This window comes from Mesorhizobium oxytropidicola (assembly GCF_056174625.1).
In genome coordinates, this window is record NZ_CM149692.1 from 3,369,957 (window position 1) to 3,390,459 (window position 20,503).

The window sequence follows — 20,503 nt, forward strand, 5'->3', positions numbered from 1 at the left end:
GTTTGATACCATTGCGATCTCTCCGGTTAACCGCCCGGCAATGGTTGCATGCAATGGTCCCTTCGAGGGATCATCGGGGTGCTCGCGTTGCTCACGTCAAAAAGTGAAGCGTTTTCGCATAACAATGAGGGTGGATTTTTCTCCGCCGCGCGAAGGCATGACATACTGGTCGACCTGCGCGAAGGCTTCTTTCGCCTCTGTGCGCTGGCCTGTGCGGGGCTGTTCGTCTATCGCGGCGTCTATCAGGTCGTGGAGGATCCGACCCGGCTCAACGCCGCGCTGGTGGCGATTTCCGAGATACTCACTTTCACTTGGCTGCTTCTGTCGCGGCGTCCGGTGACGCGTGACTGGAATCCGCTTACGGTCATCGTCTCCGTGACCGCCAGTTTCGGGGTTGCGCTGATCAGCCTCCAGCCTGGCGTGGCGCTTGTTCCGGTCTATTTCGCCGCGCCGCTGCAGTTTGTTGCGCTGTTGTTCGTTATTTGGGGTAAGATATCGCTGGGCCGTTCCTTCGCCATCCTGCCCGGCAATCGCGGCGTGATGACAGGCGGCGCCTACAGGATTGTGCGGCACCCGATCTATGCGGGCTACCTTGCCGGCCATGTGCTCTATCTGCTCTCGGCCTTTTCCTTCCACAACCTCGCAGTCTATGCGGTCATCACCTATCTGCAGCTGTATCGTATCCTGCGCGAGGAGGCCCTGCTGGCCGCCGAGCCGGAGTATCGCGCTTACATGGAGCGTGTGCACTACAGGCTGTTCTACCGGATATTCTGAGGGCATCTGGCTTGGGATTGGCTAACAGCGCTTCCAAAGCGCCAACTGGATCGTTTGCCTTGACATAGGTCGCTGCTGGGCTGGTCACCCCTCCAGGTTGGTGGCAGGTACGGCCATCAGTGTTTGACGGCCTTTGGGATCCGATGCCTTTGATCGGTGATTGACGTCCGATCTTCGCGCTATGCACCAAGCAGAGAGGCCTGCCAGCAACCGGGAGTCGGCGGCCCTTAAAAATCGTTTTTATTCATATATTTGCAAATATGTCGGTGATGTATATGTTGCAGGAAAAATATTTTCTACATATGTAGTATAGTTTTATTATGCTTATAGTTTCTGTATTTTTTAAATAGATACCATTAACTGCACAGGCATCCGTCGATTTGAAACTGAAGCTCGTCTGTTGCGTAGTTGCGACAGCAATCGGCTGTGCGCCGGCTGCCTTAGCGCAACGACAACAGGAGAGTGTTATGACTTTTACCATCAAAACAGTCGCCAGTGTGTTGGCAGGTAGTGCAATAGTCTTCGTTCTTTCCATGCCGGCAAGCGCAGCCGGTGTCGGTGCCTCGGTTGGCGGTAGCGGCGGCGTCAATGCCGGCGTCGGTGCCTCCATCGGCGGCAGCGGTGGCATCAATGCCGGAGCCGGTGCCAATGTCGGCGGCAGCAATGGCGTCAATGCCGGAGCCGGGGCCAATATCGGCGGCTCGAGCGGCGTCAGCGCCGGATTGGGCGCCTCCGTCGGCGGCAGCAACGGCATCAATGCCGGCGCCGGCGCCAATGTCGGCGGTACGGGCGGCGTTACCGCCGGGCTCGGTGCATCCGTTGGCGACAGCAACGGCATCAATGCCGGGGTGGGCGCCAATATCGGCGATTCGACCGGCGTCGCCGCCGGGCTCAACGCCAATGTTGGCGACACGAGCGGCGTGGGCGTGAGTAGCAATCCGAGCAATCTCTCAAACCCCAGCAATCCGAACAATCCCAAGCTGCAGGGCATCGTTGCCGACATGTCGAACAGCCAGGTGGCGCGCATGAAGAAGCGCTGCGTCGACGTGCTCGGCAACGAAGGTACCTATGATCGCGACCTGCGTCAGCTCTGCCTGCTGATCGCCCGCCGCTGAAGCCAAGACCGCCAGGAGTGGAAGTGCACAGCCAGCCGTGAGGCTTTGATAGCACTCTCCTGGCCTCCGGCCGGTCGGAAGCCCGCCACCCAGGCGGGCTTCCTGCTGTGGAGCGCGTTCGTAACGTCGACGCTCAGGGGCCGCTTTCAGGCTTCCAGGCGAAGAACTCTGCGCCAATTTCCGATCAACATCTCCCCAATTGTCCAGTTGTCTTGAATTGGCCGGTACACGGGTAACTATACCGCTGGTTGCTCACCGTACTTTAGCAACCAATGATAGAGGCTCGGGTTGGTGATACAGCCGGTTTTGAAGTCCGGTTGTTCGAGACAACCCAAGGAGACAGCCATGTTTGGCATCACGAAAAGACTTTCCACAATCCTCGCGGGCGGCGCAGTCGTGGCCGCTCTATGCATGCCGGCCCTCGCTGCCGGAATCGGCGTTGGCGCCGGCGCTTCGGTCGGCGGCAGTGGCGGTGTCAATGCCGGCGCCGGTGCTTCAGTCGGCGGGGGCAATGGCGTCAATGGCGGCGCCGGGGCATCGATCGGCGGCGGCACTGGTGCCAATGCGGGCGCCGGAGCAAGCATTGGCGGCAGCGGCGGCGGCACAGCAGGGCTCGGTGCCACGGTTGGTGGTCAAAATGGTGTCGGTGTTGGCACCGGCGTCGCGGGCATTGGTGGGGCAACGCCCAGCAGTCTGTCAAATTCCAGCCTGTCAGGCGTCGTCGCCGACATGTCCGACAGCCAGGTGGCGCGGATGAAGAAGCGCTGCGCCGACGTGCTGGCCAGTTCGGGCAGCTACGATCGCGATCTGCGTCAGCTATGCCTGCTGATCTCGCGCCGCTAGAGCAGGAAATGTCAGGGCCCGCTGCCGTAAGGTGGCGGGCCCTTTTAATTTGCCGGCGGATCTTCTTCGCGATCACGCGCCGTCACGCGGAACGGTAAGGCCGCTCGAACGTTCTCGTCTTCGAAACACCGCATGCGACGGTGCTCAAACCGGCGCATCAGCGCCCAACGGGAGCGGGAACCATGAGCTTAGGCACCATACTCATCATCATCCTTGTCATTGCGCTGCTGGGCGGCTTCAGCGGGCTCGGCGGCGGACCTTTCTATGGAACGGGCTACTATGGCGGCGGCGGGCTCGGGCTTGTGCTGCTGATCCTCATCGTCCTTGTCGTGCTAGGGCGGATTTAGGAGCTCGCAAGGCTTCGGATAATCGCGATCTCGTGACTGCCAAACAAAGGGAGCGCACCGGATCGTGATGAAAGCAAGCCGGCTTGTGATCCGCCATTCCGCGGGACTCGAGTATGTTGATTTCGGTCCACACCCCCCGTGGAAACAAGAGGAGAGGGTCCCACCCCTTCATCCTCCTCCAAGGCCCGCCCCGGTATACCGGAGCGGGCTTTTGCGTTGAATCCGAGGGAACCGGCTTGCGTCGAGACAGTTGAGTTTGCGGAAGGCTACCCAATGCCCGCAACACTCAGAACGACACTCTGCGAAATTCGCGATGATCTTCATGTCCTGCGGCGGATGGTGGCGGCTCGCGGCCATATCGAGACCATCCAGGGCATAGACGCCTTGATCGGCATCGCGGAAGCAGAGGCTATCAAGGTCATACGCCGGATCGATCGCGCGGCCTGAACAGGAAGAGGGATTGGATGAACATCAAGGAGATGACGCGGCAGGACTGCGTCGCCCTTTTGAAGACGCAACGCCTTGGTCGCCTGGCCTGCGTGCGTGACCACAAACCCTATGTGGTGCCGGTCCATTTCGCCTTCGGCGAGAATTCCATTTTCAGTTTCTCGCTTCCCGGCAAGAAAGTCGACTGGATGCGGGCCAACCCCCATGTCTGCCTTCAGGTCGACGATGTCGGTGGTGTTGTCAATGGTTGGAGGAGCGTCGTGGTGGAAGGCCTGTTCGAGGAATTGCCCAAAGCGCCTGATCCGGATGCCGGCAGGACCAGCGTCGAAAGGATGACCGCTCCGGTCGATGGCGACCGCAAGCTTGCCTGGTCGCTTCTTGCCACGCATGCGAACTGGTGGGAGCCGGGAGCACTGAAGCCTGGCGATGCCCTCTCGCCCTCGGGCAGCCATCTCTTCTATCAGATCAGGATCGAGGCGATGTCGGGAAGGCAGGCCTCGTGGTAGCGGTTCTTACGCCGCGCGCGGCACCCGTGAGGTGAACGTTGCCCGGGTGACCGAGACGCTGGTGCCGTCGTTGTCGCTGATGACTTCCACCTTGGCTTCGAGCTGTTTCACCAGCGCCTCCACGATGGCTGTTCCAAGGCCGGTGGCCGGCACGTCGTTGGCGATCTTGCCGACGCCATTGTCCGAAACCGTCAGTTTCCAGTCGCTGCCCGCGGTCTCGTAGCTCACCTGGATCCGAGCACCGTCCTTTTCCTTGGGGAAGGCATATTTGATGGCGTTGAGCACCAGTTCGGTGACGATCAGTCCGAGGCTGACTGCCTTTTGCGAATCCATCCTGCCGCCTTCGGTCGTAACGGTGACTTCGATCGGCTGGGCCTCGCCAACCATCGAAGTGGCGAGGCTGCCGCACAGTTTCGAAAGGTAGGAGCCGACATCGATCTCGTCGATGCCGACCGAGGTGTGGAGATGGCGCTGCACTTCGGCCACGGACAGGACGCGTTGATGGGCGTCCCTGAGATGCTGGCGCGTCTCTTCCGAAGTGACCGAGCGCGCCTTCAGCAGCAGGATGCTGGCGATGATTTGCAGGCTGTTGGCAACCCGGTGCTCCATTTCGCGCAACAGCACGTCTTTCTGGTTGAGCAGATCTTCGGTGCGCTTGAGCAGTTCCTCTTTCTCTCTCTCGATTACCCGACGGGCGGTGATATCGTTGAAGGCGAGAAGGATGGTGATCGCTGAACTGTGGTCGTAAAGCACCTTGCGGGCATTGAGCAGCATGGTGCGGCGGCCGATCCGCGGGAAATCATGCTCGACCTCGAAGCCGTCCATGGCGGTCTTCTCGGGAATGATCGTCTCCAGCAGCAGGCGAAGGGCCGGAATATCCCACTGGCCGTCGCCGAGCGCGTAGAGCAGCGAGCCCTGGGTTTGCGCGGGGTCGACTTCGAATGTCTTGTAGAAGGAGCGGCTGGCGGCCAGCACGCGAAATTTCTCATCGAGGACCAGGAACGGCTCGGTGATAGTGTTGACGATCGCCTGCGCCAGCGTCTGCGCATCCTCGATATTCGCGATGGGTTGAAACATGGGCAAAAGCCAGACGAGCGGCGTTCTGCCACTCTGGGTATTGATGTTACACCTTTGCCGCGCCGTTGTCGCGAAGTGAATCGCCGGCCACGATGACGTGATGTCCCGTATTGTCACGGAAAAGGCGGGCACTCGGCCCGCCTTCGTCCAGTTGTTCCATTCAGGCCTTCGCCCAAATCGCGGTGCGTCAGTTCGCGCCGCCGAGCTGCTTGGTCATCTTGCAGAAATCGTCATGCGACTTGGCGAGGGCCTTGTCGCCGCATTCCTTCGTCATGCCTGCTCGGTCTTCTTCCTTCATGGCCATCCAGGCGGTCTTGAATTCCTTTTCGGACTTCATCGTCTTCATGCCGGAGTCCGTATAGAAAGGCGCCATCTTTTCCGGATTGTCGAGCGCGGAGGTGCCGTTGGCAGCGGCCAGCGCTGAACCGGTCATCATTGCAAGCGCCATCGCGCCCATCGTGAGCATCTTGAAGTTCATCGGGGAATTCCTTTCGTAGAGGTCATTGGAATAAACGACCTGCAGACAAACGGCATCGAGAGCAAACCGTTCCTCTATGTGAACATAAATTAAAATTTTTTTTATTTTCTCGATCCGGCCAAGGCGGCCGGCTACTCCATATCCGGCACTTCGCCGCTGACAAACAGCGTGTCGGCGGGCCGTAGTCGCCAAGTGTCGGGTCGGCATCGCGGCTCCAGGCGATGACGCCGACATGTTTTGCCGCCAGAGCCCTGGCGGTGCGTATGGCGCGGTCCTCGCTCTGCTGGTCGGCTGGGCCGAAGGCCGCAAACAATTCACCGTCCTCGCCGCGATCGAACGCGACCACCACGATCAGCTTGGGATTCTTATGCTCTGTTGAATGGGACATGTTGCTCCTTCAACGCGGAACCTACCACACTGTCAGGAACCCACTGCGGGCTTTTTGACCTGTCTTGGTATCGCATTGACATGGGCTTTGTCGCCATATATTGAACAGGACTATACAGGTTCACTGAACAGGTATGCATATGAAGCGACGCGCGGTTCAACTGTCTCCCGGCACGGGCAAGCCTGAGCAGATCGCGACCGTTCTGGAGCATGAAATCCGCTCCGGCGTGCTCGGCTTCGGTGACCGCCTGCAAAGCGAGAACGAGCTCGTCCAACGCTTCTCCGTCAGCCGCAACACGGTCCGCAAGGGCCTCGAGGAACTGTCCAGCCGCGGGCTGATCACCACCAAGGTCGGCATCGGCTCCTTCGTCACCTTCGACGGCAAGCCGGTCGACGATTCGATCGGCTGGTCACGGGCGCTTGCCAATGCCGGCGCCAATGCCGAGACAAGGACGCTGCGGCTGGAGGTCATCGAAGACGCTGATCTCGCTGCCTTGCTGGAGATCGAAAGTCCGTTCTTCATCGCCGTCGACCGGGTGCGCACCAATGCCAGCGATGGTCATGCGATCTCCATCGAGCGCAGCCGCCTGCCGCTGTCGCCGGAGCTGGAGGATGTGCCGCTGCGTGGCCTGCGCGAAGGGTCGCTGCACCAGACGCTGCGCGGTGCCGGCCTCATCCCCGATCATGGCGAGGAATGGGTCGGCATCGAGATGCTCAACGCCGAGGATGCGGCCATCCTCGGTTGCCCGCAAGGCACGCCCTTCCTGCGCGGACGCCGGCTGACGCGTGCGGCCGACGACCGGCCGATCGAATATGTCACCAGCCTGCTCAATCCCGCGCATTTCGCGCTGCATATGAGGTTCTGAGCGATGCCGGACACGCTTGATCTCGCCATGGGCGCGCTTGTCGGCGGAGCGCTGGGAGACGCGCTCGGCATGCCGACGCAGCTCTTGTCGCCGGCCCGCATTGCCGAACTCTACGGCCATGTCGAGGATTTCGTCGCGCCCTTCGCCGATCATCCGGTGTCGAAGGGTCTCGCGGCCGGCACCATCACCGACGATACCGAACAGGCGCTGCTGCTCGGCCGCATCCTGGTCGAGTCCGGCGAGCGCTTTGACCACACGCGCTGGGTCAATGCGCTGCTCGACTGGGAGCGCGAGGTCAAGGCGCGCGGCAGCTACGATCTGCTGGGTCCTTCGACCAAGCGCGCCATCGACGCCATCAACAATGGCGTGCCGGCCGAGGAAGCAGGGCGTAGCGGCGACACCAATGGCGCGGCGATGCGCATCGCGCCGGTCGGCATCATGATGCCGCTGGAGCCGCTCGACGCATTCGTCGCCAAGGTGGCAGAGACCTGTCGGGCAACGCACAACACCTCGATCGCCATTGCCTCGGCCGCGGCGGTTGCGGCCGCCGTCAGCCGCGGCGTTGCCGGGGGGGACTGGCGCGCCGCGTCCGGCAGCGCCGTCGCCGCGGCGCGGCGAGGGGCGACGCTTGGCCATTGGGTGACCGGCGGCGACATCGCCGCGCGGATCGTCTGGGCGCAGGACCTGGTGCGCGGCAAGGTGATGAGGGATGCAATCCGGCTGATCACCGATCTGGTCGGCACCGGCGTCGCCAGCCAGGAATCGGTTCCGGCGGCCTTCGCGGTGCTGGAGATGGCCGGCGGCGATCCCTGGCAGGCGGCTATCATCAGCGCCAATCTCGGCGGCGACACCGACACGATCGGCGCCATCGCGGCCGGCATGGCCGGAGCCTGTACCGGTTTTTCGCAGTTGCCAAGGGAACGCGTCGACGGCCTCAAGGGCATCGACATGGCGGAGGTTCAGGCGCTGGCCGCTGATCTGGTTGAGGCGCGGACGTCCAAAGGCCTTGCGCCAAAAACCGGTTCCGGCAAGGACGCGGCGGCATGAGCGGGCGTCTCGTCCATATAGGCAGCGCGGTGGTCGACTATGTCTACCGCATCGACGCCTTGCCGGCGCCGGGCACCGAGAAGACGGCATCGAGCTTTGCCCAGGTCGCCGGTGGCGGCTTCAACATGATGGTCGCAGCCAGCCGCACCGGTATGAAGGTGGTGTTCGGCGGCCAGCTCGGCAGCGGGCCGAATGGCGATTTCCTGCGCGCCGCTCTCGCCGCCGAGGGCATAGAGACGCTGACACCTCCATCGACCGCCATGGACAGCGGCAATTGCGTCGCCATGATCTCGAGCGATGCTGAACGTACTTTCGTCTCGTGGCCCGGTGCCGAAAGCGTGCTCAGCCTCGCCATGATGGTGCCGGTGTCGGTCGCGTCGGGCGATTGGGTGTTCACGTCAGGCTATACGCTGAGCTATCCCGGCAGCCGCGACGCGCTCACCGACTGGATCGAGGCGCTGCCGGCAAACATTCCCTTTGTCTTCGACCCAACTCCTGTCATTTCGGATATTCCGCGTGCCATCCTGACGCGGGTGCTGGCCGCACCACATGGCTGAGCTGCAACGCGACCGAAGCCGCTGAGATTGCCGGCCCTGGTGATGTCGAGAGCCTCGCGGCGCGGCTGCTTGCAGAGCATTGCCCGCAGGCCGCCGGTGTCGTCATCCGCAGCGCCGCCAAGGGCTGCCATATCAGGCTGGCCGACGCCACGGCGCAGACCATTGCCGGGTTCAAGGTCGACGCCATCGACACCAACGGCGCCGGCGACACCCATATCGGCGCTTTCGTCAGTGCGCTGGCGCGGGGCGTGCAGCCCTTTGAAGCAGCGCGCTACGCCAATGCGGCGGCGGCCGTTTCGGTGACCCGCCATGGCGGTTCATCGGCGCCGACCGATGCGGAAATCCAGACTTTCCTGAGCCAGGCCGCCGCGACCGGCGCGCCGGGCCAGACAAAGAAGGCCCATCAGACAGCCTGACAAGCCCGGGAAGCGGGCAAACAAAGAGAGGAACCAACATGCGCATGCCAAGACTGACTGCTCTCTTGACGGCGACCGCCGTCTTCACCACCGCACTCACGCTGGCCGCCAGTGCCGCCGAAGTGCATGTGCTCAACTGGAAGGGCTACGGCGCCGACGAGCCGTGGGCCGTAGCGGCTTTCGAGAAGGCGACCGGCAACAAGGTCGTCAACGACTTCTTCAATTCCGAACAGGAAATGCTGACCAAGATCCGGACCAATCCCGGCCTCTACGACGTCGTCATGATCAACGCCGCCTTCAACGACCAGGCGATGGCGGAAAAACTGATCCAGCCGATCGATGTGTCGAAGCTGCCGAACTATGCCGACATCAGCAAGGACAAGGCCGGCTCGCCGATGCTCGACCATGACGGCAAGGTCTATGGCGTGCCGTGGGTGTGGGGGCTGACCGCGCTCGCCATCAACGAAAAGTCCTTCGACAAGCCGCCGACGTCGATCGCCGAAATGTGGGATCCCGCGCATAAGGGCCGCGTCGTCATTCGCGACGATGCCGTCGAGGCGGTGCAGTTCGGCGCCATCGCCACCGGCCAGAACATCAACGACATCAAGGATATGGATGCGGTCAAGACGAAGCTCACCTCGCTGATGCCGCAGATCAAGACCTTCTGGAGTTCGGAGAACGACTGGAACCAGATGGTCGCCTCCAACCAGATCGACATCGGCACCTATTGGAGCGGCTCGGCCGACCGCGCCAAGACGCACTTCAAGCTGCCGGTGTCGCTGGTCATTCCGCAGGAGGGCGCCGTCGCCTGGCTGGATGCCTTCTCCATTCCCGTCGGCTCCAAGAATGTCGAAGGCGCGCAGGCCTTCATCAACTGGATGATCGACCCGAAATTCTATGTCGAATGGGTCACCAAGGTCGGCGCCCCGGTCTCGGCCAACACCAAGGCGGTCGAAGCACTGCCCGAGGACGCCTTCAATCGCAAGGTGATGGGTGATCCCGAGGTCGCCAAGCGCATCCAGTTCCAGGCACCGATCACCGATGCCCAGCGCGAGGCCTATCTGGCGCTCTGGCAGCAGCTCAAGGTCGACGTGAAGTAATACGCGCGTCCGGACCAGCCGGCGGTTCGCGCCGGCTGGCCCTTCAATCCTGGGGAGGAGGAGGGTGGCATGGCAGCACAGAGCGCGACCGCATCGCGCAGCGGATTGAGATCGGCGCTGCCGCTGCTGGCACCGGCCTATCTCTGGCTGACGGTGGCGATCTTCCTACCACTCTCGGCCATGGTCTTCTTCTCCTTCATGACCGAGCTGCCGCTGTCGGGAAAGCCGTGGGCGTTCACGCTTGGCAACTACGCCGCCTTCTTCTCGCAAAGCCTCTACCTGACCCTGCTGCTCGCCTCGCTGCGCCTCGGCCTCGAGGTGACGCTGTGGTGCGTCGTCATCGGCTATCCTGCCGCTTACGTGCTGGCCAAGGTGCTGAAGGGGCGCAGCCGCGAGGCGATTTTTCTCCTCGTCATCCTGCCCTTCTGGTCGAACGGGCTGGTGCGCATCTTCTCCTGGGCAATGGTGCTGCGCGAGGGCGGCATCCTCGACACGGCGCTCAACGCGGTGCTGCCGTTCAAGATCAACATCGATCTGATGTATTCCTATCCCGCCGTCATCATCGGGCTGGTGCACTCCTATGTGCCCTACATGGTGCTGACCTGCTATCTCACGCTGCAAGCCATCGACGACTCGCTGATCGAGGCCGGGCGCTCGCTCGGCGCCTCGCGGCTGCAGGTGCTGAAGCGGGTGATCATTCCGCTGTCGATGCCTGGCCTAGTTGCGGGTGCCGCGCTGATCTTCGTACCCGTCGTCGGCTCCTTCATGGAACCGCGCATCCTAGGCGGGCGCACCGGCACCTTCTACGGCACGGTCATCGAGGACCAGTTCGTCGCCGTGTTCAACTGGCCGCTCGGGGCGGCGCTCTCCTTCATCCTGCTTGCCGTGGTGCTGGTCATCCTGGCGATTGCATCGCCGGTGCTGCGGAGGGCTGCGTGATGATGACTACGCGCATCCTGGAAGGACTTGGCCGCCTGTATATCGGACTGCTGCTCGCCTTCCTTTATCTGCCCATCATCATCATGGCGCTGATGTCGTTCAACGTCTCGCCCTTCTACCAATTGCCGTTCGAGTGGACGACCGAATGGTACGCCTCGCTGTGGCAGAACGACCAACTGATATCAGCCACCTGGAACAGCCTGGAAATCGCAATCATCACCACGCTCATCAGCGTGGTGCTCGGCTCGGCGGCGTCGCTGGCGCTTTATCGTTATGAATTCCGCGGCAAGAAAGTGCTGCAGGCGCTGCTGTTTCCGCCGATCGCCATTCCGTGGCTGATCACCGGCACGGCGATGCTGATCTTCTTCTTCGGCGTCGGCATCGGGCGCGGCCTGTTCGCCATCCTGCTCGGCCATGTCGCGCTGGCGCTGCCCTATGTCATCGTCGTCGTCTCGGCCCGGCTGCAAACCTTCGCGCCCGAGCTGGAAGAGGCGGCGCGCTCGCTCGGCGCCAACCAATGGCAGGTCACGATGCGCGTCACACTGCCCTGGATCATGCCGGGCGTCATCGCCGGCGGGCTGTTTGCGTTTGCCGTATCGTTCGATCAGTTCGTCGTCTCCTACTTCCTGTCGACGCCCGGCCAGACGACCCTGCCGGTCGAAATCTACGCCGCGATCCGCAAAGGGTTCACGCCCGAGATCAATGCGGTCTCGACCATCATCATTGTCGTGTCGATGGCGCTGATGCTGCTGACGGCGCGCTTCTTCAAATTCGGCGGAGAGAAATAATGGCCGGCGTGCAGGTATCAAACGTCTCGCGCAGTTTTGGTGCGCACAAGGCGCTGGATGATGTCTCCATCGATTTCGCCGATGGCGGCTTTTATGCGCTGCTCGGACCGTCGGGTAGCGGCAAGACTACGCTGCTGCGGCAGATCGCCGGTTTCGATTTTCCCGACAGCGGCCGTATTTCCATCGGCGGCGAGAGCGTCGAACGCGTGCCGGTCGAGAAGCGGCGCATCGGCATGGTGTTCCAGAACTATGCGCTGTTTCCCAATATGAGCGTCGCCGACAATGTCGCCTTCGGCCTGTCGGTGCGCGGCGAGGCCAAGGCGGTGATTGCCACTGAAGTGCAGCGCGCGCTCGACCTCGTGCAGTTAGGCAAGCTCGGCGGCCGCCGGCCGCACCAGCTCTCCGGTGGCCAACGCCAGCGTGTGGCCTTGGCGCGCGCCATCGTCACCAAGCCGCGCGTGCTGTTGCTCGACGAACCGCTGGGCGCGCTCGACAAGGCGTTGCGCGTCGACATGCAGATCGAATTGAAGCGCATCCAGCGCGAGATCGGCATCACCACCATCTTCGTCACCCATGACCAGGAAGAAGCGCTGACGATGAGCGACCGCATCGGCATTCTGCGCGATGGCCGGCTGGTGCAGGAGGGGCCGCCGGAGGAAATCTACGACCGGCCGAAAAGCGAGTTTGCCGCGACTTTCCTCGGCGACGCCAACATTTTTCGCGGCGACTCGACCGGCAACGGTATCCGCCTGCCGGACGGCACGGCGATTGCCGCTGGCGCAGGCCCGACGCTTGCCGCCGGTGCCAAGGCGAGCTGTGCCGTGCGGCCCGAGCGGATTCGGATTGGCACCGATGCGGGGCCCTCGGATGGCAATGCCAACACGCTGAAGGGTCAGGTATCGAAGCGCATCTTCGCCGGCAACAACAGCACCTATTTCGTCGAGCGTGCCGGCCAGACATTGAAGGTCATCGTGCAGAACACCGGTGCCGACAGGCTGGCGGAGGGACAGGATGTGGTCCTGCGCTGGTCGCCGGAGAGTACGGTGTTGATCGCTGCGAGCTGATCCTCGTTCTGGCTCTTGCCACATAGCAAGCAATAAGGAACAGCATAGCCGGGCATAAGTCCGGAGTTTCCGATGACGCTAGAACTGACAGCGCGCGACCAATCCATGCTCGACGGCGAGCAAGGCCCATCCGTCGCCGCCGCGATGAAAATCCTCGTCGCCTTTTCCAACGCGATCGGCGCGCAGGGCTTGCTCGACATCACGGGCGCCCATATCGATGGCTGCCTCTATCACGGCAAGGCCGGGCTCGATTTCGTCGAACGGCTGGTCGAGGGCGGCGGGCGCGTGCAGGTGCCAACGACGCTGAATGTCGGCTCGTTCGACCTCATCCATCCCGGCATGGTGAAGATGCCGGCGGCGGAAGAAGTGCCGGCGCGGCGGCTGATGAAGGCGCATCTGGAACTTGGCTGCCAGGCGACCTTCACTTGCGCGCCGTATCAGACGCGGTTTCGGCCTGAATTCGGGCAACAGATCGCCTGGGGCGAATCCAACGCCATCGTCTTTGCCAATTCGGTGATCGGCGCGCGCACCAACCGTTATGGCGACTTCATTGACCTTTGCTGCGCCATGACCGGACGCGCGCCGGCCTGGGGCCTGCATCTCAGCCAGAACCGGCGTGGCCGCATCCTGTTCGAACTGGACATTGCCGAGGCCGAACCCAGCGACAGCCTGTTCGTCGGCGTCGGGTTGATCGTCGGGCAAGCCAGCGGTGACCGCATTCCGGTCATATCAGGCCTGCCACAGCCGCGCGACGAAGATCAGTTGAAGGCGCTGGGCGCGGCCGCCGCGACAACCGGTGCCGTGGCGCTGTTCCATGCGGTCGGCATCACGCCGGAGGCCAGAACACTCGACGACGCGTTCCACGGCCATGCGCCGGACGAGACGATCCGCATCACCCGTGCCGATCTCGATCATGCGTTGGCAAGGCTGTCGATGGTGCCTGACGGCACGCCGCTGGCGGCCGTGTCGCTCGGCACGCCGCACTTTTCCCACGAGGAGTGGATGCGCCTGTTGCCACTGCTGCGCGAGGCAGCACCTGGCCGGGGCATCCCGATCTACGTCAACACCGGTCGCGCGACGCTGACGCGGCTGCAGGAGGAAGGCATGCTGGCCGGCATGGAGGCGTTCGGCCTGATCCCGGTCGCCGACACCTGCACCTATGTCACCTCCATCCTCCAGCTGCTCGACGGCGTGGTGATGACCAATTCCGGCAAGTGGGCGCATTATGCGCCGGGCAATATCGGCGTGACCGTCGCCTTCGCCGAGATGAAGGATTGCATCCGCTCCGCGGCAGTCGGGCATGTCGTGCGGAGCGCCTCATGACGCTGGAGGCCGCAACCGCAGTCGTCGAACGGCCGGGCACTTTCCAACTAGCCGGGGAGGCCGATGGCCTGGCGTTGGTGTTCTCACAGCCGCTCAGTTTCTGGGGCGGCATCGACGCCGAGACCGGTGAAATCATTGACCGTTCGCATCCTGGGCTCGGCCAGAATGTCGCGGGAAGATCCTGGTCATGCCGAGCGGGCGAGGGTCGTCCTCCTCATCGTCTGTCCTGGCCGAAGCGATCCGCCGGGGTACAGCGCCGGCCGGCATTCTTCTGGAGCGGCCGGACCCGATCCTGGCGGTGGGCGCCATCGTCGCCGAGTTTCTCTACGACATCCATATGCCGCTGGTGGTCTGCGACATTGCGGGGATTGTTTCCGGCGACAGGGTAGCGATCGGCACTGGCGCGGACGGCCGGGCGATCGTCAGAGCTAAAACAGAGAGCTTGCCGCTCAGATCTCCGGGATGTTCTCCTTGAAGATCACCTGCAGCCTTTGCTGATGCAGTTCATAGGGTAGTCCCCGGACCGCATGGGTCAGCGTGTTGAGCGCCTCGCGCGCCTCGACGCGGGGGTTCTGGTCGATGACCGCGTCGAGCGTGCCGTCGAGCAGAAGGTCCTTGGTGCCGTCGGTCACTTCATGGCCGAGGAAGACCATGGACTGCGCGCGGCCACGCTCCTTGAGCGCACGCGCAATGCCGGTGTTGCCGGCGCCGACATTGTAGATCGCGGCAAGATCGGGGTGCCGGTCCAGAAGCGCTGACGCCTCCGAATAGGCCTTTTCGCGGTCGTCGAGCATTTCGCGCATCTCGACGATCTCGAGATTGGGGGATTCCTCGGTCAGTATGTGCCGGAACCCCATCTCGCGTTCCTCATGGCCGCGATAGGACAGCGAGCCGGCGAACAGCGCGACCTTGCCGGGGCGTTCCGGCCCCATGAAACGGTTGAGCAGATAGCCGGCCAGCCGCCCGGCGGCGCGGTTGTCGATGCCGATATAGGCCACCCTCGGCACATGCAGGATGTCGGAGGCGATGGTCACCACCTTGACGTCGTTGGCCGACAGCGAGCGCAGCGCCTCACGCACTGTCGGATGGTCGAGCGCGATGACGCCGACACCTTGCGTCTGCCCGCGCAATTCCTGCAGCAGGCGGGCGAGGCGGTCGGGATTGAAGCCTTCTATGGTGGCGATGTGGACGTCGAGATCGGGGCGCGCCAGGGCCTGCGCCTCGATGTGGCGGTGCAGCATCTTGATGAAGGAATTGGTGCCGGCCGGGAGCGCGAAGTCGAGCCGGATGACCTCGCCTGGCAAGCCGCGCGGCGGTGCCCCATTCGGGCTTTCGGCGATGTAGCCAAGGCGCTGCGCCATTTCGAGCACGATTTCGCGCGTGCGGGCCCGCACGCCGGGCCGGTTGTTGAGCACGCGGTCGACGGTGGCGGCGGAAACGCCGGCTTCCCGGGCTATGTCGGTCAGGGTGGAACGCACCGTCTTCATCTCCTCAACGCATCAGGATCACGCAATGCCGGCAGCCGGCCTGACGGCAACGACTCTTCACCATCGGCGATTCTGATGGGAAATGATGTATCCGGCCTTGGCCGAAGCGCAAGCCGTCGGGCTAAATCAGATCGACTGGCACGGCTATTTCGGGACGGGAAGACACATTTCCCATCAAATCGAGGCATCTGGAGCGGTATATGGACCCGGTATGACACATTTCCTCGCTCCATTGCGATGTTGTGAGGTATTTTGATTATTTATGATGTTGACAGCCTTCCGATCCTGCCGTCAATATCCCTCATGGGCTCGTGGAGGAAACATTGAGCCCTGAGGGAGGAATTCCAATGTCTGATCTGATCCGCATATCGCGGCGCCGATTGCTGGCGTCCGGAGGAAAAGCGGCGGCGTTCGTGGCCGCGGCCGGTATCGCACCACAATTCATCCGTCCCGGCCGCGCCTATGCCGCCGACGCACTGGCGCCGGGCATGATCGGCGGCCCGACCGGCTTCGAGGGCGCCGAGCGCTACCAGTATGGCGCCGACACGCCCGAAGGCCGTGCCATCGAGGCGGCCAAGGCGCTGAAGGGCGCCGGCAAAGCGCCGGCGAAGATCGTGCTCGGCCTGTCGGACGGTTCGATCGGCCAGTTGACGCAGCCTTTCCCGGCCGGCGCGCCGTCGATCAAGGAATTGTGGGAAAAGGAAACTGGCATTCCGATCGAAATCGTCGGCCTGCCGAACGGCCAGGAATTCACCAAGACGATGCAGGACATCTCCACCAAGGGTGGGGCCTATGACATCTATTCGACCGAATGGAACCGCCTCGGTGACCTCGCCGAGACCGGTGGCATCGCCAAGCTCGACGACTTCGTTGCCCAGTATAAGCCTGAGTGGGACGATCCCAAGACCGGCTATGTCGACGGCGCCAAGGGTGTGTCGTTGCTTAACAAATACCGCGGCTCGAACTATGGCGTGTCGCTGGACGGCGATTTCCAGACCTGGGTCTACCGCACCGATTTGTTCGGCGACGCCGCCGAGCAGAAAGCCTTCAAGGACAAATACGGCTACGATCTGGCGCCGCCGAAGACCTGGAAGCAGCATGGCGATATCGCCGCCTTCTTCCAGCGCCCGGACAAGGGCCTGTTCGGCTCGACCGACCTGCGCAACCAGGGCTGGGGCTACACCAACTGGTACCAGCGCTATGTCTCGATGGCCTCGCCCAACCAGTTCCTGTTCGGTGACGACGGCAAGCCGCTGATCAATTCCGAGCATGGCATCGCCGCCACCAACGAATATGTCGCCTCGCTCGTCCATCACTCGCCGGATGCGATCTCCTGGGGCTGGCCGGAGCAGTACGGCAATTTCGCCAAGGGCGGTGCGGCGATGACCTGCGCCTTCTCCAACCTGCCGAAATTCCTCGACAATGCCGGCAACAAAGATTCCCAGGTCACCGGCAAGATCGGCTCGATGCTGCCGCCCGGCCGCGAGATCGACGGCAAGCTGATCAGCCGCTCGGTGCTGTGGTTCTCGCTGACCGGCATGGTCTCGTCGCAGTCGAAAAACCCTGAGGTGGCCTATCTCCTGCTGCAATGGCTGGGCTCGGCTCGCATCTATGCCTGGATGAGCGCCAACCCCGGCGGCTATCTCGATCCGTTCCGGCTTTCGGATTTCTCCGATCCGCTGGTGCGGCAGACCTATCACGCCTACCACATGGACGTGGTGCGCGAGACGGTCGCCCGCACGGTGCCGACCATCAACTATCCCGGTGCCACCGCCTTCCACAATGCGCTCGACGAAAACCTCATGGCCTCGCTGACCAAGGCCAAGACCGCTGAACAGGCAATGGCCGATACCGAGACCGAGTGGAAGAAGATCGCCCGGCGCATTGGCGAGGACAAACTGCTCGAAGCCATCCGAACCAACAAGGAGGCCTGGCCGACCGTTCTCGATCCGATCAGCTGATCCATCTCCCTGGATCAGAGCCGGAGGGGAGGGGCATCTGCTCTTCCCCTCCGCACTCAACGCCACCAGCAAAAGCAGCCAGATGAAGCGTTCCGTTCCTTTCGAGATATTCCGCTACGCCGCGATCCTCGCGGCGATGGCGGTCACGCTGGTGCCGATCCTGTGGATGGTGTCGATGGCCTTCAAGCCGATCGCCGAATGGTCGGCGACCGGTGCCGACCTGACATGGTGGCCGAAGAACCCGACGCTCAGCAATTTCCGCTTCGTCTTCGGCGAATCCACCAACAATCTGATCGTGGCGCTCGACCGCACCGCGCTGAAGCCGATCCTGTCGTCGCTCTTGTCGGCGGTGTTCGGAACTGCCATCGCCATGTCGGCCGGCACGGCCGCCGCCTACGGGCTGTCGCGTTTCGGCTCCGGACAGAACCTGCCGCTGGCGCTCATCCAGCTCAGGCTGTTTCCGCCGATGGCGGTGATGATTCCGGTGATGATCATGTGGGCCTTCCTGAACTTCACCGACAGCTGGTGGGGGCTGGCGTTGATCTACGGCATCGTCACTCTGCCGTTCGCCTTCTGGCTGATGAAGACCTTCTTCGACGACATGCCGCGCGAGATCGAGGAAGCCGCTCTGGTCGAGGGCTGTTCGCGACTGCGCGTCTTCACCCGCATCACGCTGCCGATGATGCGTGCGCCGCTCGCCAGTGCCGCCCTGTTCGTCTTCATCCTCAACTGGTCAGATTATCTGATCGCGCTGCTTCTGACGACGCGCGAATGGGTGACCATCCCGGTCTACATGGCCTCGCTGTCGTCCTCGATGACCGGCCAGCTCTATGGTGCCAAGGCGGCGCTCGGGCTCATCGCCGCCGTGCCGCCCGTCATCATGGGCATCGCCATCCAACGCCATCTGGTCCGCGGGCTGACCTTTGGGGCGCTCAAGCAATGAGCGCGGTGATGACGACAATTTCGGAGGGCGAGATGGGCGCGCGGACAAAGCCGGCCCTGCGAGACGAAGGCGCGCGGCTCGGCTTCCGGCTGACGCTGCCGGCGCAGGTCCTGGTGCTGTTCATCTCGGCCTTTCCGCTCTTGATGCAGCTCTACATCAGCGTCACCGACTGGTCGCCGCTTTCGGGCCTCGGCTGGTGGAACGCGTGGGAGATGTGGAACAGTTTCGCCAACTACACCGATCTTGGCGCCGATGCCCGGTTCTGGAGCGCGCTGAAGCGCACGGCGATCGTCATGATCGTCTGCGTGCCGGCGGAGTTCCTGCTGGGCCTCGCACTGGCGACGCTGTTCGCCGACGATTTTCCCGGCAAGCGCATCTTCTATTCGATCCTGCTGATGCCGATGATGGTGGTGCCGGCGGTGGCCGGCTACATGTTCTTCATGCTGTTCCAGTCGGGCGGCCCGGTGAACGACATCCTCTCATCGCTCACCGGTTCTCCCGTCACCATCGCCTGGCTGTCCGACCCGACCCTGGCGCTGATCGCGGTGATGATCGCCGACATCTGGCAGTGGACGCCGCTGATGTTGCTCATCCTGCTGGCCGGCCTGGTCGGCGTGCCGGAGGATCAGATCAAGGCCGCGACCTTGCTCGGCGCCAATCCCTGGCAGCGCTTCGTCACCATCGTGCTGCCGAAGATGAAGACCATCATCATCATCGCGCTGGCGATAAGGGTGATCGAGAACTTCAAGATTTTCGACACGCTCTACATCATGACCGGTGGCGGCCCTGGCGTCGCCACGGAAACGATCTCCGTCTACATCTACAAGGTCACCACGCAGGACCTGATCTGGGGCTATGTCGCGGCGATCGCGCTCGCCATCCTGATCGTGCTCTCCATCGTCGCCGTGTTCGCCATGAAGCGCATGGCGCGGGCAAGGGAGGTGGCGGCATGAGCGCGATCGAGCTGCGCAACCTTACCAAGACATTCGGCGACTTCACCGCGCTGAAGACCATGGACCTCGACATAGCGGACGGCGAGTTCATGGCGCTGCTCGGACCTTCGGGCTGCGGCAAGTCGACGACGATGAACATGATCGCCGGCATGGAGGAGCCGACCAGCGGCAGGATCCTGTTTGGCGAGCGCGACATGGCCGGCGTGCCGATGGGCCGGCGCGGCGTCGGCTTCGTCTTCCAGAACTATGCCATCTTCACCCATATGACGGTCCGCCAGAACCTCGGCTACGGGCCAAAGATGCGGGGTGCCGCCAAAGCCGAGATCGATCGCCGTGTCGGCGCCATCGCCGAGCTGCTGCAGCTGACGCCGCTGCTCGACCGCAAGGCCGACCGGCTGTCGGTCAACATCTTGCAGCGCGTGGCGATCGGCCGCTCGGCGATCATGGAGCCGGCGATCTTCCTGCTCGACGAGCCGCTGTCCAATGTCGACGCCGCTTTCCGCGCCGTCATGCGCACCGAGCTGAAACAGCTGCAGCGCCAGTTCAGGCAGACCATGGTCTATGTCACGCACGACCAGCTCGAAGCCATGACCATGGCCGACCGCATCGCCGTCATCGACCATGGCGTGCTGCAGCAGGTCGGCACGCCGCTCGAAGTCTACAACAATCCGGCCAATGTCTTCGTCGCCCGCTTCATCGGCGCGCCGGGCATGAACCTGCTCAAGGGCCGGCCGGCGGAGAGTGACCGTGGGCTGGTCGTCGATCTCGGCCCGTTGGGCGTAACGCCGCTGCCGGACGAGCTCGCAGCCGCCTTGCGCGGTGCACGCGGCGATGTGCTCTACGGCTTCCGGCCGGAGCAGGTGGCGCTGGCGCAGGACGGGCGCGGGCTGGCCATGCCGGTCACCTTCGTCGAGCGCATTGGTGCGCGCACCATCGTCCATCTCGGTGAGGGCGAGGGAGCGGTCAAAGCGGTCTTCGACAATGATGTCGGGCTCTCGATCGGGCAAACCGCGGTCGTCGCGCCCATGGCGGCGTCGGTGCGCATCTTCGACGCCGCCAGCGCCCTTGCGATGAAGGCAGGTTGA

20 protein-coding genes and 3 pseudogenes are annotated in these 20,503 nt (G+C 63.0%); 19 read left to right on the forward strand and 4 right to left on the reverse strand.

Going from position 1 to position 20,503, the window contains the following annotated elements; genetic code table 11:
- Positions 1-78: 78 nt before the first annotated feature.
- From AC0V8S_RS16875 to AC0V8S_RS16900, 6 genes are all read left to right on the forward strand, one after another.
- Positions 79-774: a methyltransferase family protein gene (locus AC0V8S_RS16875; protein ID WP_475438431.1), complete on the forward strand. Its 696-nt coding sequence runs from the start codon at positions 79-81 to the stop codon at positions 772-774.
- 467 nt (positions 775-1,241) lie between these two features.
- Positions 1,242-1,889 carry a hypothetical protein gene (locus tag AC0V8S_RS16880; RefSeq protein WP_183461072.1) on the forward strand — a complete coding sequence of 216 codons (648 nt, stop codon included), beginning with the start codon at positions 1,242-1,244 and terminating at the stop codon, positions 1,887-1,889.
- Positions 1,890-2,234: 345 nt separating this feature from the next.
- A complete protein-coding gene (locus AC0V8S_RS16885; RefSeq protein ID WP_183461070.1) occupies positions 2,235-2,732 on the forward strand; it encodes a hypothetical protein in 498 nt (165 codons plus the stop codon).
- 182 nt (positions 2,733-2,914) lie between these two features.
- Positions 2,915-3,079: a DUF3309 family protein gene (locus AC0V8S_RS16890; protein WP_095203871.1), complete on the forward strand. Its 165-nt coding sequence runs from the start codon at positions 2,915-2,917 to the stop codon at positions 3,077-3,079.
- A 273-nt stretch (positions 3,080-3,352) separates the two neighbouring features.
- Entirely contained in the window at positions 3,353-3,526 is a 174-nt protein-coding gene (locus tag AC0V8S_RS16895) for a hypothetical protein (protein WP_183461068.1), read from the forward strand.
- Between the two features lie 17 nt (positions 3,527-3,543).
- Positions 3,544-4,032, forward strand: coding sequence for a pyridoxamine 5'-phosphate oxidase family protein (locus tag AC0V8S_RS16900; protein WP_475438432.1), 489 nt, complete (start codon positions 3,544-3,546; stop codon positions 4,030-4,032).
- A gap of 6 nt (positions 4,033-4,038) precedes the next feature.
- Here the strand turns inward: AC0V8S_RS16900 and AC0V8S_RS16905 are convergent, their stop codons facing one another.
- The 3 genes and pseudogenes from AC0V8S_RS16905 to AC0V8S_RS16915 form a co-directional block, all read right to left on the reverse strand.
- Positions 4,039-5,109, reverse strand: coding sequence for a sensor histidine kinase (locus tag AC0V8S_RS16905; protein ID WP_183461064.1), 1,071 nt, complete (start codon positions 5,107-5,109; stop codon positions 4,039-4,041).
- 187 nt (positions 5,110-5,296) lie between these two features.
- The gene (locus AC0V8S_RS16910; RefSeq protein WP_475438433.1) at positions 5,297-5,587 is read right to left on the reverse strand and encodes a hypothetical protein; all 291 of its coding nucleotides are present in this window, start codon (positions 5,585-5,587) and stop codon (positions 5,297-5,299) included.
- Positions 5,588-5,718: 131 nt separating this feature from the next.
- Positions 5,719-5,975, reverse strand: a pseudogene (locus tag AC0V8S_RS16915) (hypothetical protein).
- A gap of 139 nt (positions 5,976-6,114) precedes the next feature.
- On the opposite strand from AC0V8S_RS16915, the gene AC0V8S_RS16920 reads away from it, so the two are divergent.
- The 9 genes and pseudogenes from AC0V8S_RS16920 (at position 6,115) to AC0V8S_RS16960 (ending at position 14,549) form a co-directional block, all read left to right on the forward strand.
- Positions 6,115-6,840, forward strand: a complete 726-nt coding sequence (locus tag AC0V8S_RS16920; RefSeq protein ID WP_095203906.1) for a GntR family transcriptional regulator — start codon at positions 6,115-6,117, stop codon at positions 6,838-6,840.
- A 3-nt stretch (positions 6,841-6,843) separates the two neighbouring features.
- Positions 6,844-7,887 (forward strand): ADP-ribosylglycohydrolase family protein, encoded by a 1,044-nt coding sequence (locus AC0V8S_RS16925; RefSeq protein ID WP_475438434.1) that lies wholly within the window; start codon positions 6,844-6,846, stop codon positions 7,885-7,887.
- Positions 7,884-8,860 (forward strand): annotated as a pseudogene (locus AC0V8S_RS16930) (PfkB family carbohydrate kinase). Before AC0V8S_RS16925 ends, AC0V8S_RS16930 begins: the two are co-directional and overlap by 4 nt.
- 38 nt (positions 8,861-8,898) lie before the next feature.
- Complete coding sequence (locus AC0V8S_RS16935) at positions 8,899-9,960, forward strand: ABC transporter substrate-binding protein (RefSeq protein ID WP_475438435.1); 1,062 nt, start codon at positions 8,899-8,901, stop codon at positions 9,958-9,960.
- A 69-nt stretch (positions 9,961-10,029) separates the two neighbouring features.
- Positions 10,030-10,899 carry an ABC transporter permease gene (locus AC0V8S_RS16940; protein ID WP_475438436.1) on the forward strand — a complete coding sequence of 290 codons (870 nt, stop codon included), beginning with the start codon at positions 10,030-10,032 and terminating at the stop codon, positions 10,897-10,899.
- Positions 10,899-11,687 carry an ABC transporter permease gene (locus tag AC0V8S_RS16945; protein ID WP_475438437.1) on the forward strand — a complete coding sequence of 263 codons (789 nt, stop codon included), beginning with the start codon at positions 10,899-10,901 and terminating at the stop codon, positions 11,685-11,687. The genes AC0V8S_RS16940 and AC0V8S_RS16945 overlap by 1 nt, the downstream gene beginning before the upstream one ends.
- Complete coding sequence (locus AC0V8S_RS16950; RefSeq protein WP_475438438.1) at positions 11,687-12,751, forward strand: ABC transporter ATP-binding protein; 1,065 nt, start codon at positions 11,687-11,689, stop codon at positions 12,749-12,751. The genes AC0V8S_RS16945 and AC0V8S_RS16950 overlap by 1 nt, the downstream gene beginning before the upstream one ends.
- 72 nt (positions 12,752-12,823) lie before the next feature.
- Positions 12,824-14,074 carry an aconitase X gene (locus AC0V8S_RS16955; protein WP_475438439.1) on the forward strand — a complete coding sequence of 417 codons (1,251 nt, stop codon included), beginning with the start codon at positions 12,824-12,826 and terminating at the stop codon, positions 14,072-14,074.
- Positions 14,071-14,549: pseudogene (locus tag AC0V8S_RS16960) on the forward strand (aconitase X swivel domain-containing protein). The gene AC0V8S_RS16955 and the pseudogene AC0V8S_RS16960 overlap by 4 nt, the downstream one beginning before the upstream one ends.
- Here the strand turns inward: AC0V8S_RS16960 and AC0V8S_RS16965 are convergent.
- A complete protein-coding gene (locus AC0V8S_RS16965) occupies positions 14,524-15,552 on the reverse strand; it encodes a LacI family DNA-binding transcriptional regulator (protein ID WP_475438440.1) in 1,029 nt (342 codons plus the stop codon). The pseudogene AC0V8S_RS16960 and the gene AC0V8S_RS16965 overlap by 26 nt on opposite strands.
- Positions 15,553-15,908: 356 nt before the next feature.
- Between AC0V8S_RS16965 and AC0V8S_RS16970 the strand changes: the two genes are divergently transcribed.
- The 4 genes from AC0V8S_RS16970 to AC0V8S_RS16985 all read left to right on the forward strand — a co-directional run bounded on the left by AC0V8S_RS16970 (position 15,909) and on the right by AC0V8S_RS16985 (position 20,503).
- Complete coding sequence (locus AC0V8S_RS16970) at positions 15,909-17,522, forward strand: extracellular solute-binding protein (protein ID WP_475438441.1); 1,614 nt, start codon at positions 15,909-15,911, stop codon at positions 17,520-17,522.
- Between the two features lie 82 nt (positions 17,523-17,604).
- Complete coding sequence (locus AC0V8S_RS16975) at positions 17,605-18,465, forward strand: carbohydrate ABC transporter permease (RefSeq protein ID WP_115144189.1); 861 nt, start codon at positions 17,605-17,607, stop codon at positions 18,463-18,465.
- Entirely contained in the window at positions 18,462-19,418 is a 957-nt protein-coding gene (locus AC0V8S_RS16980) for a carbohydrate ABC transporter permease (RefSeq protein WP_475438442.1), read from the forward strand. Before AC0V8S_RS16975 ends, AC0V8S_RS16980 begins: the two co-directional genes overlap by 4 nt.
- The gene (locus AC0V8S_RS16985) at positions 19,415-20,503 is read left to right on the forward strand and encodes an ABC transporter ATP-binding protein (protein WP_475438443.1); all 1,089 of its coding nucleotides are present in this window, start codon (positions 19,415-19,417) and stop codon (positions 20,501-20,503) included. Before AC0V8S_RS16980 ends, AC0V8S_RS16985 begins: the two co-directional genes overlap by 4 nt.

Excerpts from the sequence above, each read along its gene's own strand:
- AC0V8S_RS16880 (WP_183461072.1), top strand. The coding sequence starts at position 1,242 with ATGACTTTTACCATCAAAACAGTCGCCAGTGTGTTGGCAGGTAGTGCA.
- AC0V8S_RS16885 (WP_183461070.1), top strand. The coding sequence starts at position 2,235 with ATGTTTGGCATCACGAAAAGACTTTCCACAATCCTCGCGGGCGGCGCA.
- AC0V8S_RS16890 (WP_095203871.1), top strand. The coding sequence starts at position 2,915 with ATGAGCTTAGGCACCATACTCATCATCATCCTTGTCATTGCGCTGCTG.
- AC0V8S_RS16895 (WP_183461068.1), top strand. The coding sequence starts at position 3,353 with ATGCCCGCAACACTCAGAACGACACTCTGCGAAATTCGCGATGATCTT.
- AC0V8S_RS16900 (WP_475438432.1), top strand. The coding sequence starts at position 3,544 with ATGAACATCAAGGAGATGACGCGGCAGGACTGCGTCGCCCTTTTGAAG.
- AC0V8S_RS16905 (WP_183461064.1), bottom strand. The coding sequence starts at position 5,109 with ATGTTTCAACCCATCGCGAATATCGAGGATGCGCAGACGCTGGCGCAG.
- AC0V8S_RS16910 (WP_475438433.1), bottom strand. The coding sequence starts at position 5,587 with ATGAACTTCAAGATGCTCACGATGGGCGCGATGGCGCTTGCAATGATG.
- AC0V8S_RS16920 (WP_095203906.1), top strand. The coding sequence starts at position 6,115 with ATGAAGCGACGCGCGGTTCAACTGTCTCCCGGCACGGGCAAGCCTGAG.
- AC0V8S_RS16925 (WP_475438434.1), top strand. The coding sequence starts at position 6,844 with ATGCCGGACACGCTTGATCTCGCCATGGGCGCGCTTGTCGGCGGAGCG.
- AC0V8S_RS16935 (WP_475438435.1), top strand. The coding sequence starts at position 8,899 with ATGCGCATGCCAAGACTGACTGCTCTCTTGACGGCGACCGCCGTCTTC.
- AC0V8S_RS16940 (WP_475438436.1), top strand. The coding sequence starts at position 10,030 with ATGGCAGCACAGAGCGCGACCGCATCGCGCAGCGGATTGAGATCGGCG.
- AC0V8S_RS16945 (WP_475438437.1), top strand. The coding sequence starts at position 10,899 with ATGATGACTACGCGCATCCTGGAAGGACTTGGCCGCCTGTATATCGGA.
- AC0V8S_RS16950 (WP_475438438.1), top strand. The coding sequence starts at position 11,687 with ATGGCCGGCGTGCAGGTATCAAACGTCTCGCGCAGTTTTGGTGCGCAC.
- AC0V8S_RS16955 (WP_475438439.1), top strand. The coding sequence starts at position 12,824 with ATGACGCTAGAACTGACAGCGCGCGACCAATCCATGCTCGACGGCGAG.
- AC0V8S_RS16970 (WP_475438441.1), top strand. The coding sequence starts at position 15,909 with ATGTCTGATCTGATCCGCATATCGCGGCGCCGATTGCTGGCGTCCGGA.
- AC0V8S_RS16975 (WP_115144189.1), top strand. The coding sequence starts at position 17,605 with ATGAAGCGTTCCGTTCCTTTCGAGATATTCCGCTACGCCGCGATCCTC.
- AC0V8S_RS16980 (WP_475438442.1), top strand. The coding sequence starts at position 18,462 with ATGAGCGCGGTGATGACGACAATTTCGGAGGGCGAGATGGGCGCGCGG.
- AC0V8S_RS16985 (WP_475438443.1), top strand. The coding sequence starts at position 19,415 with ATGAGCGCGATCGAGCTGCGCAACCTTACCAAGACATTCGGCGACTTC.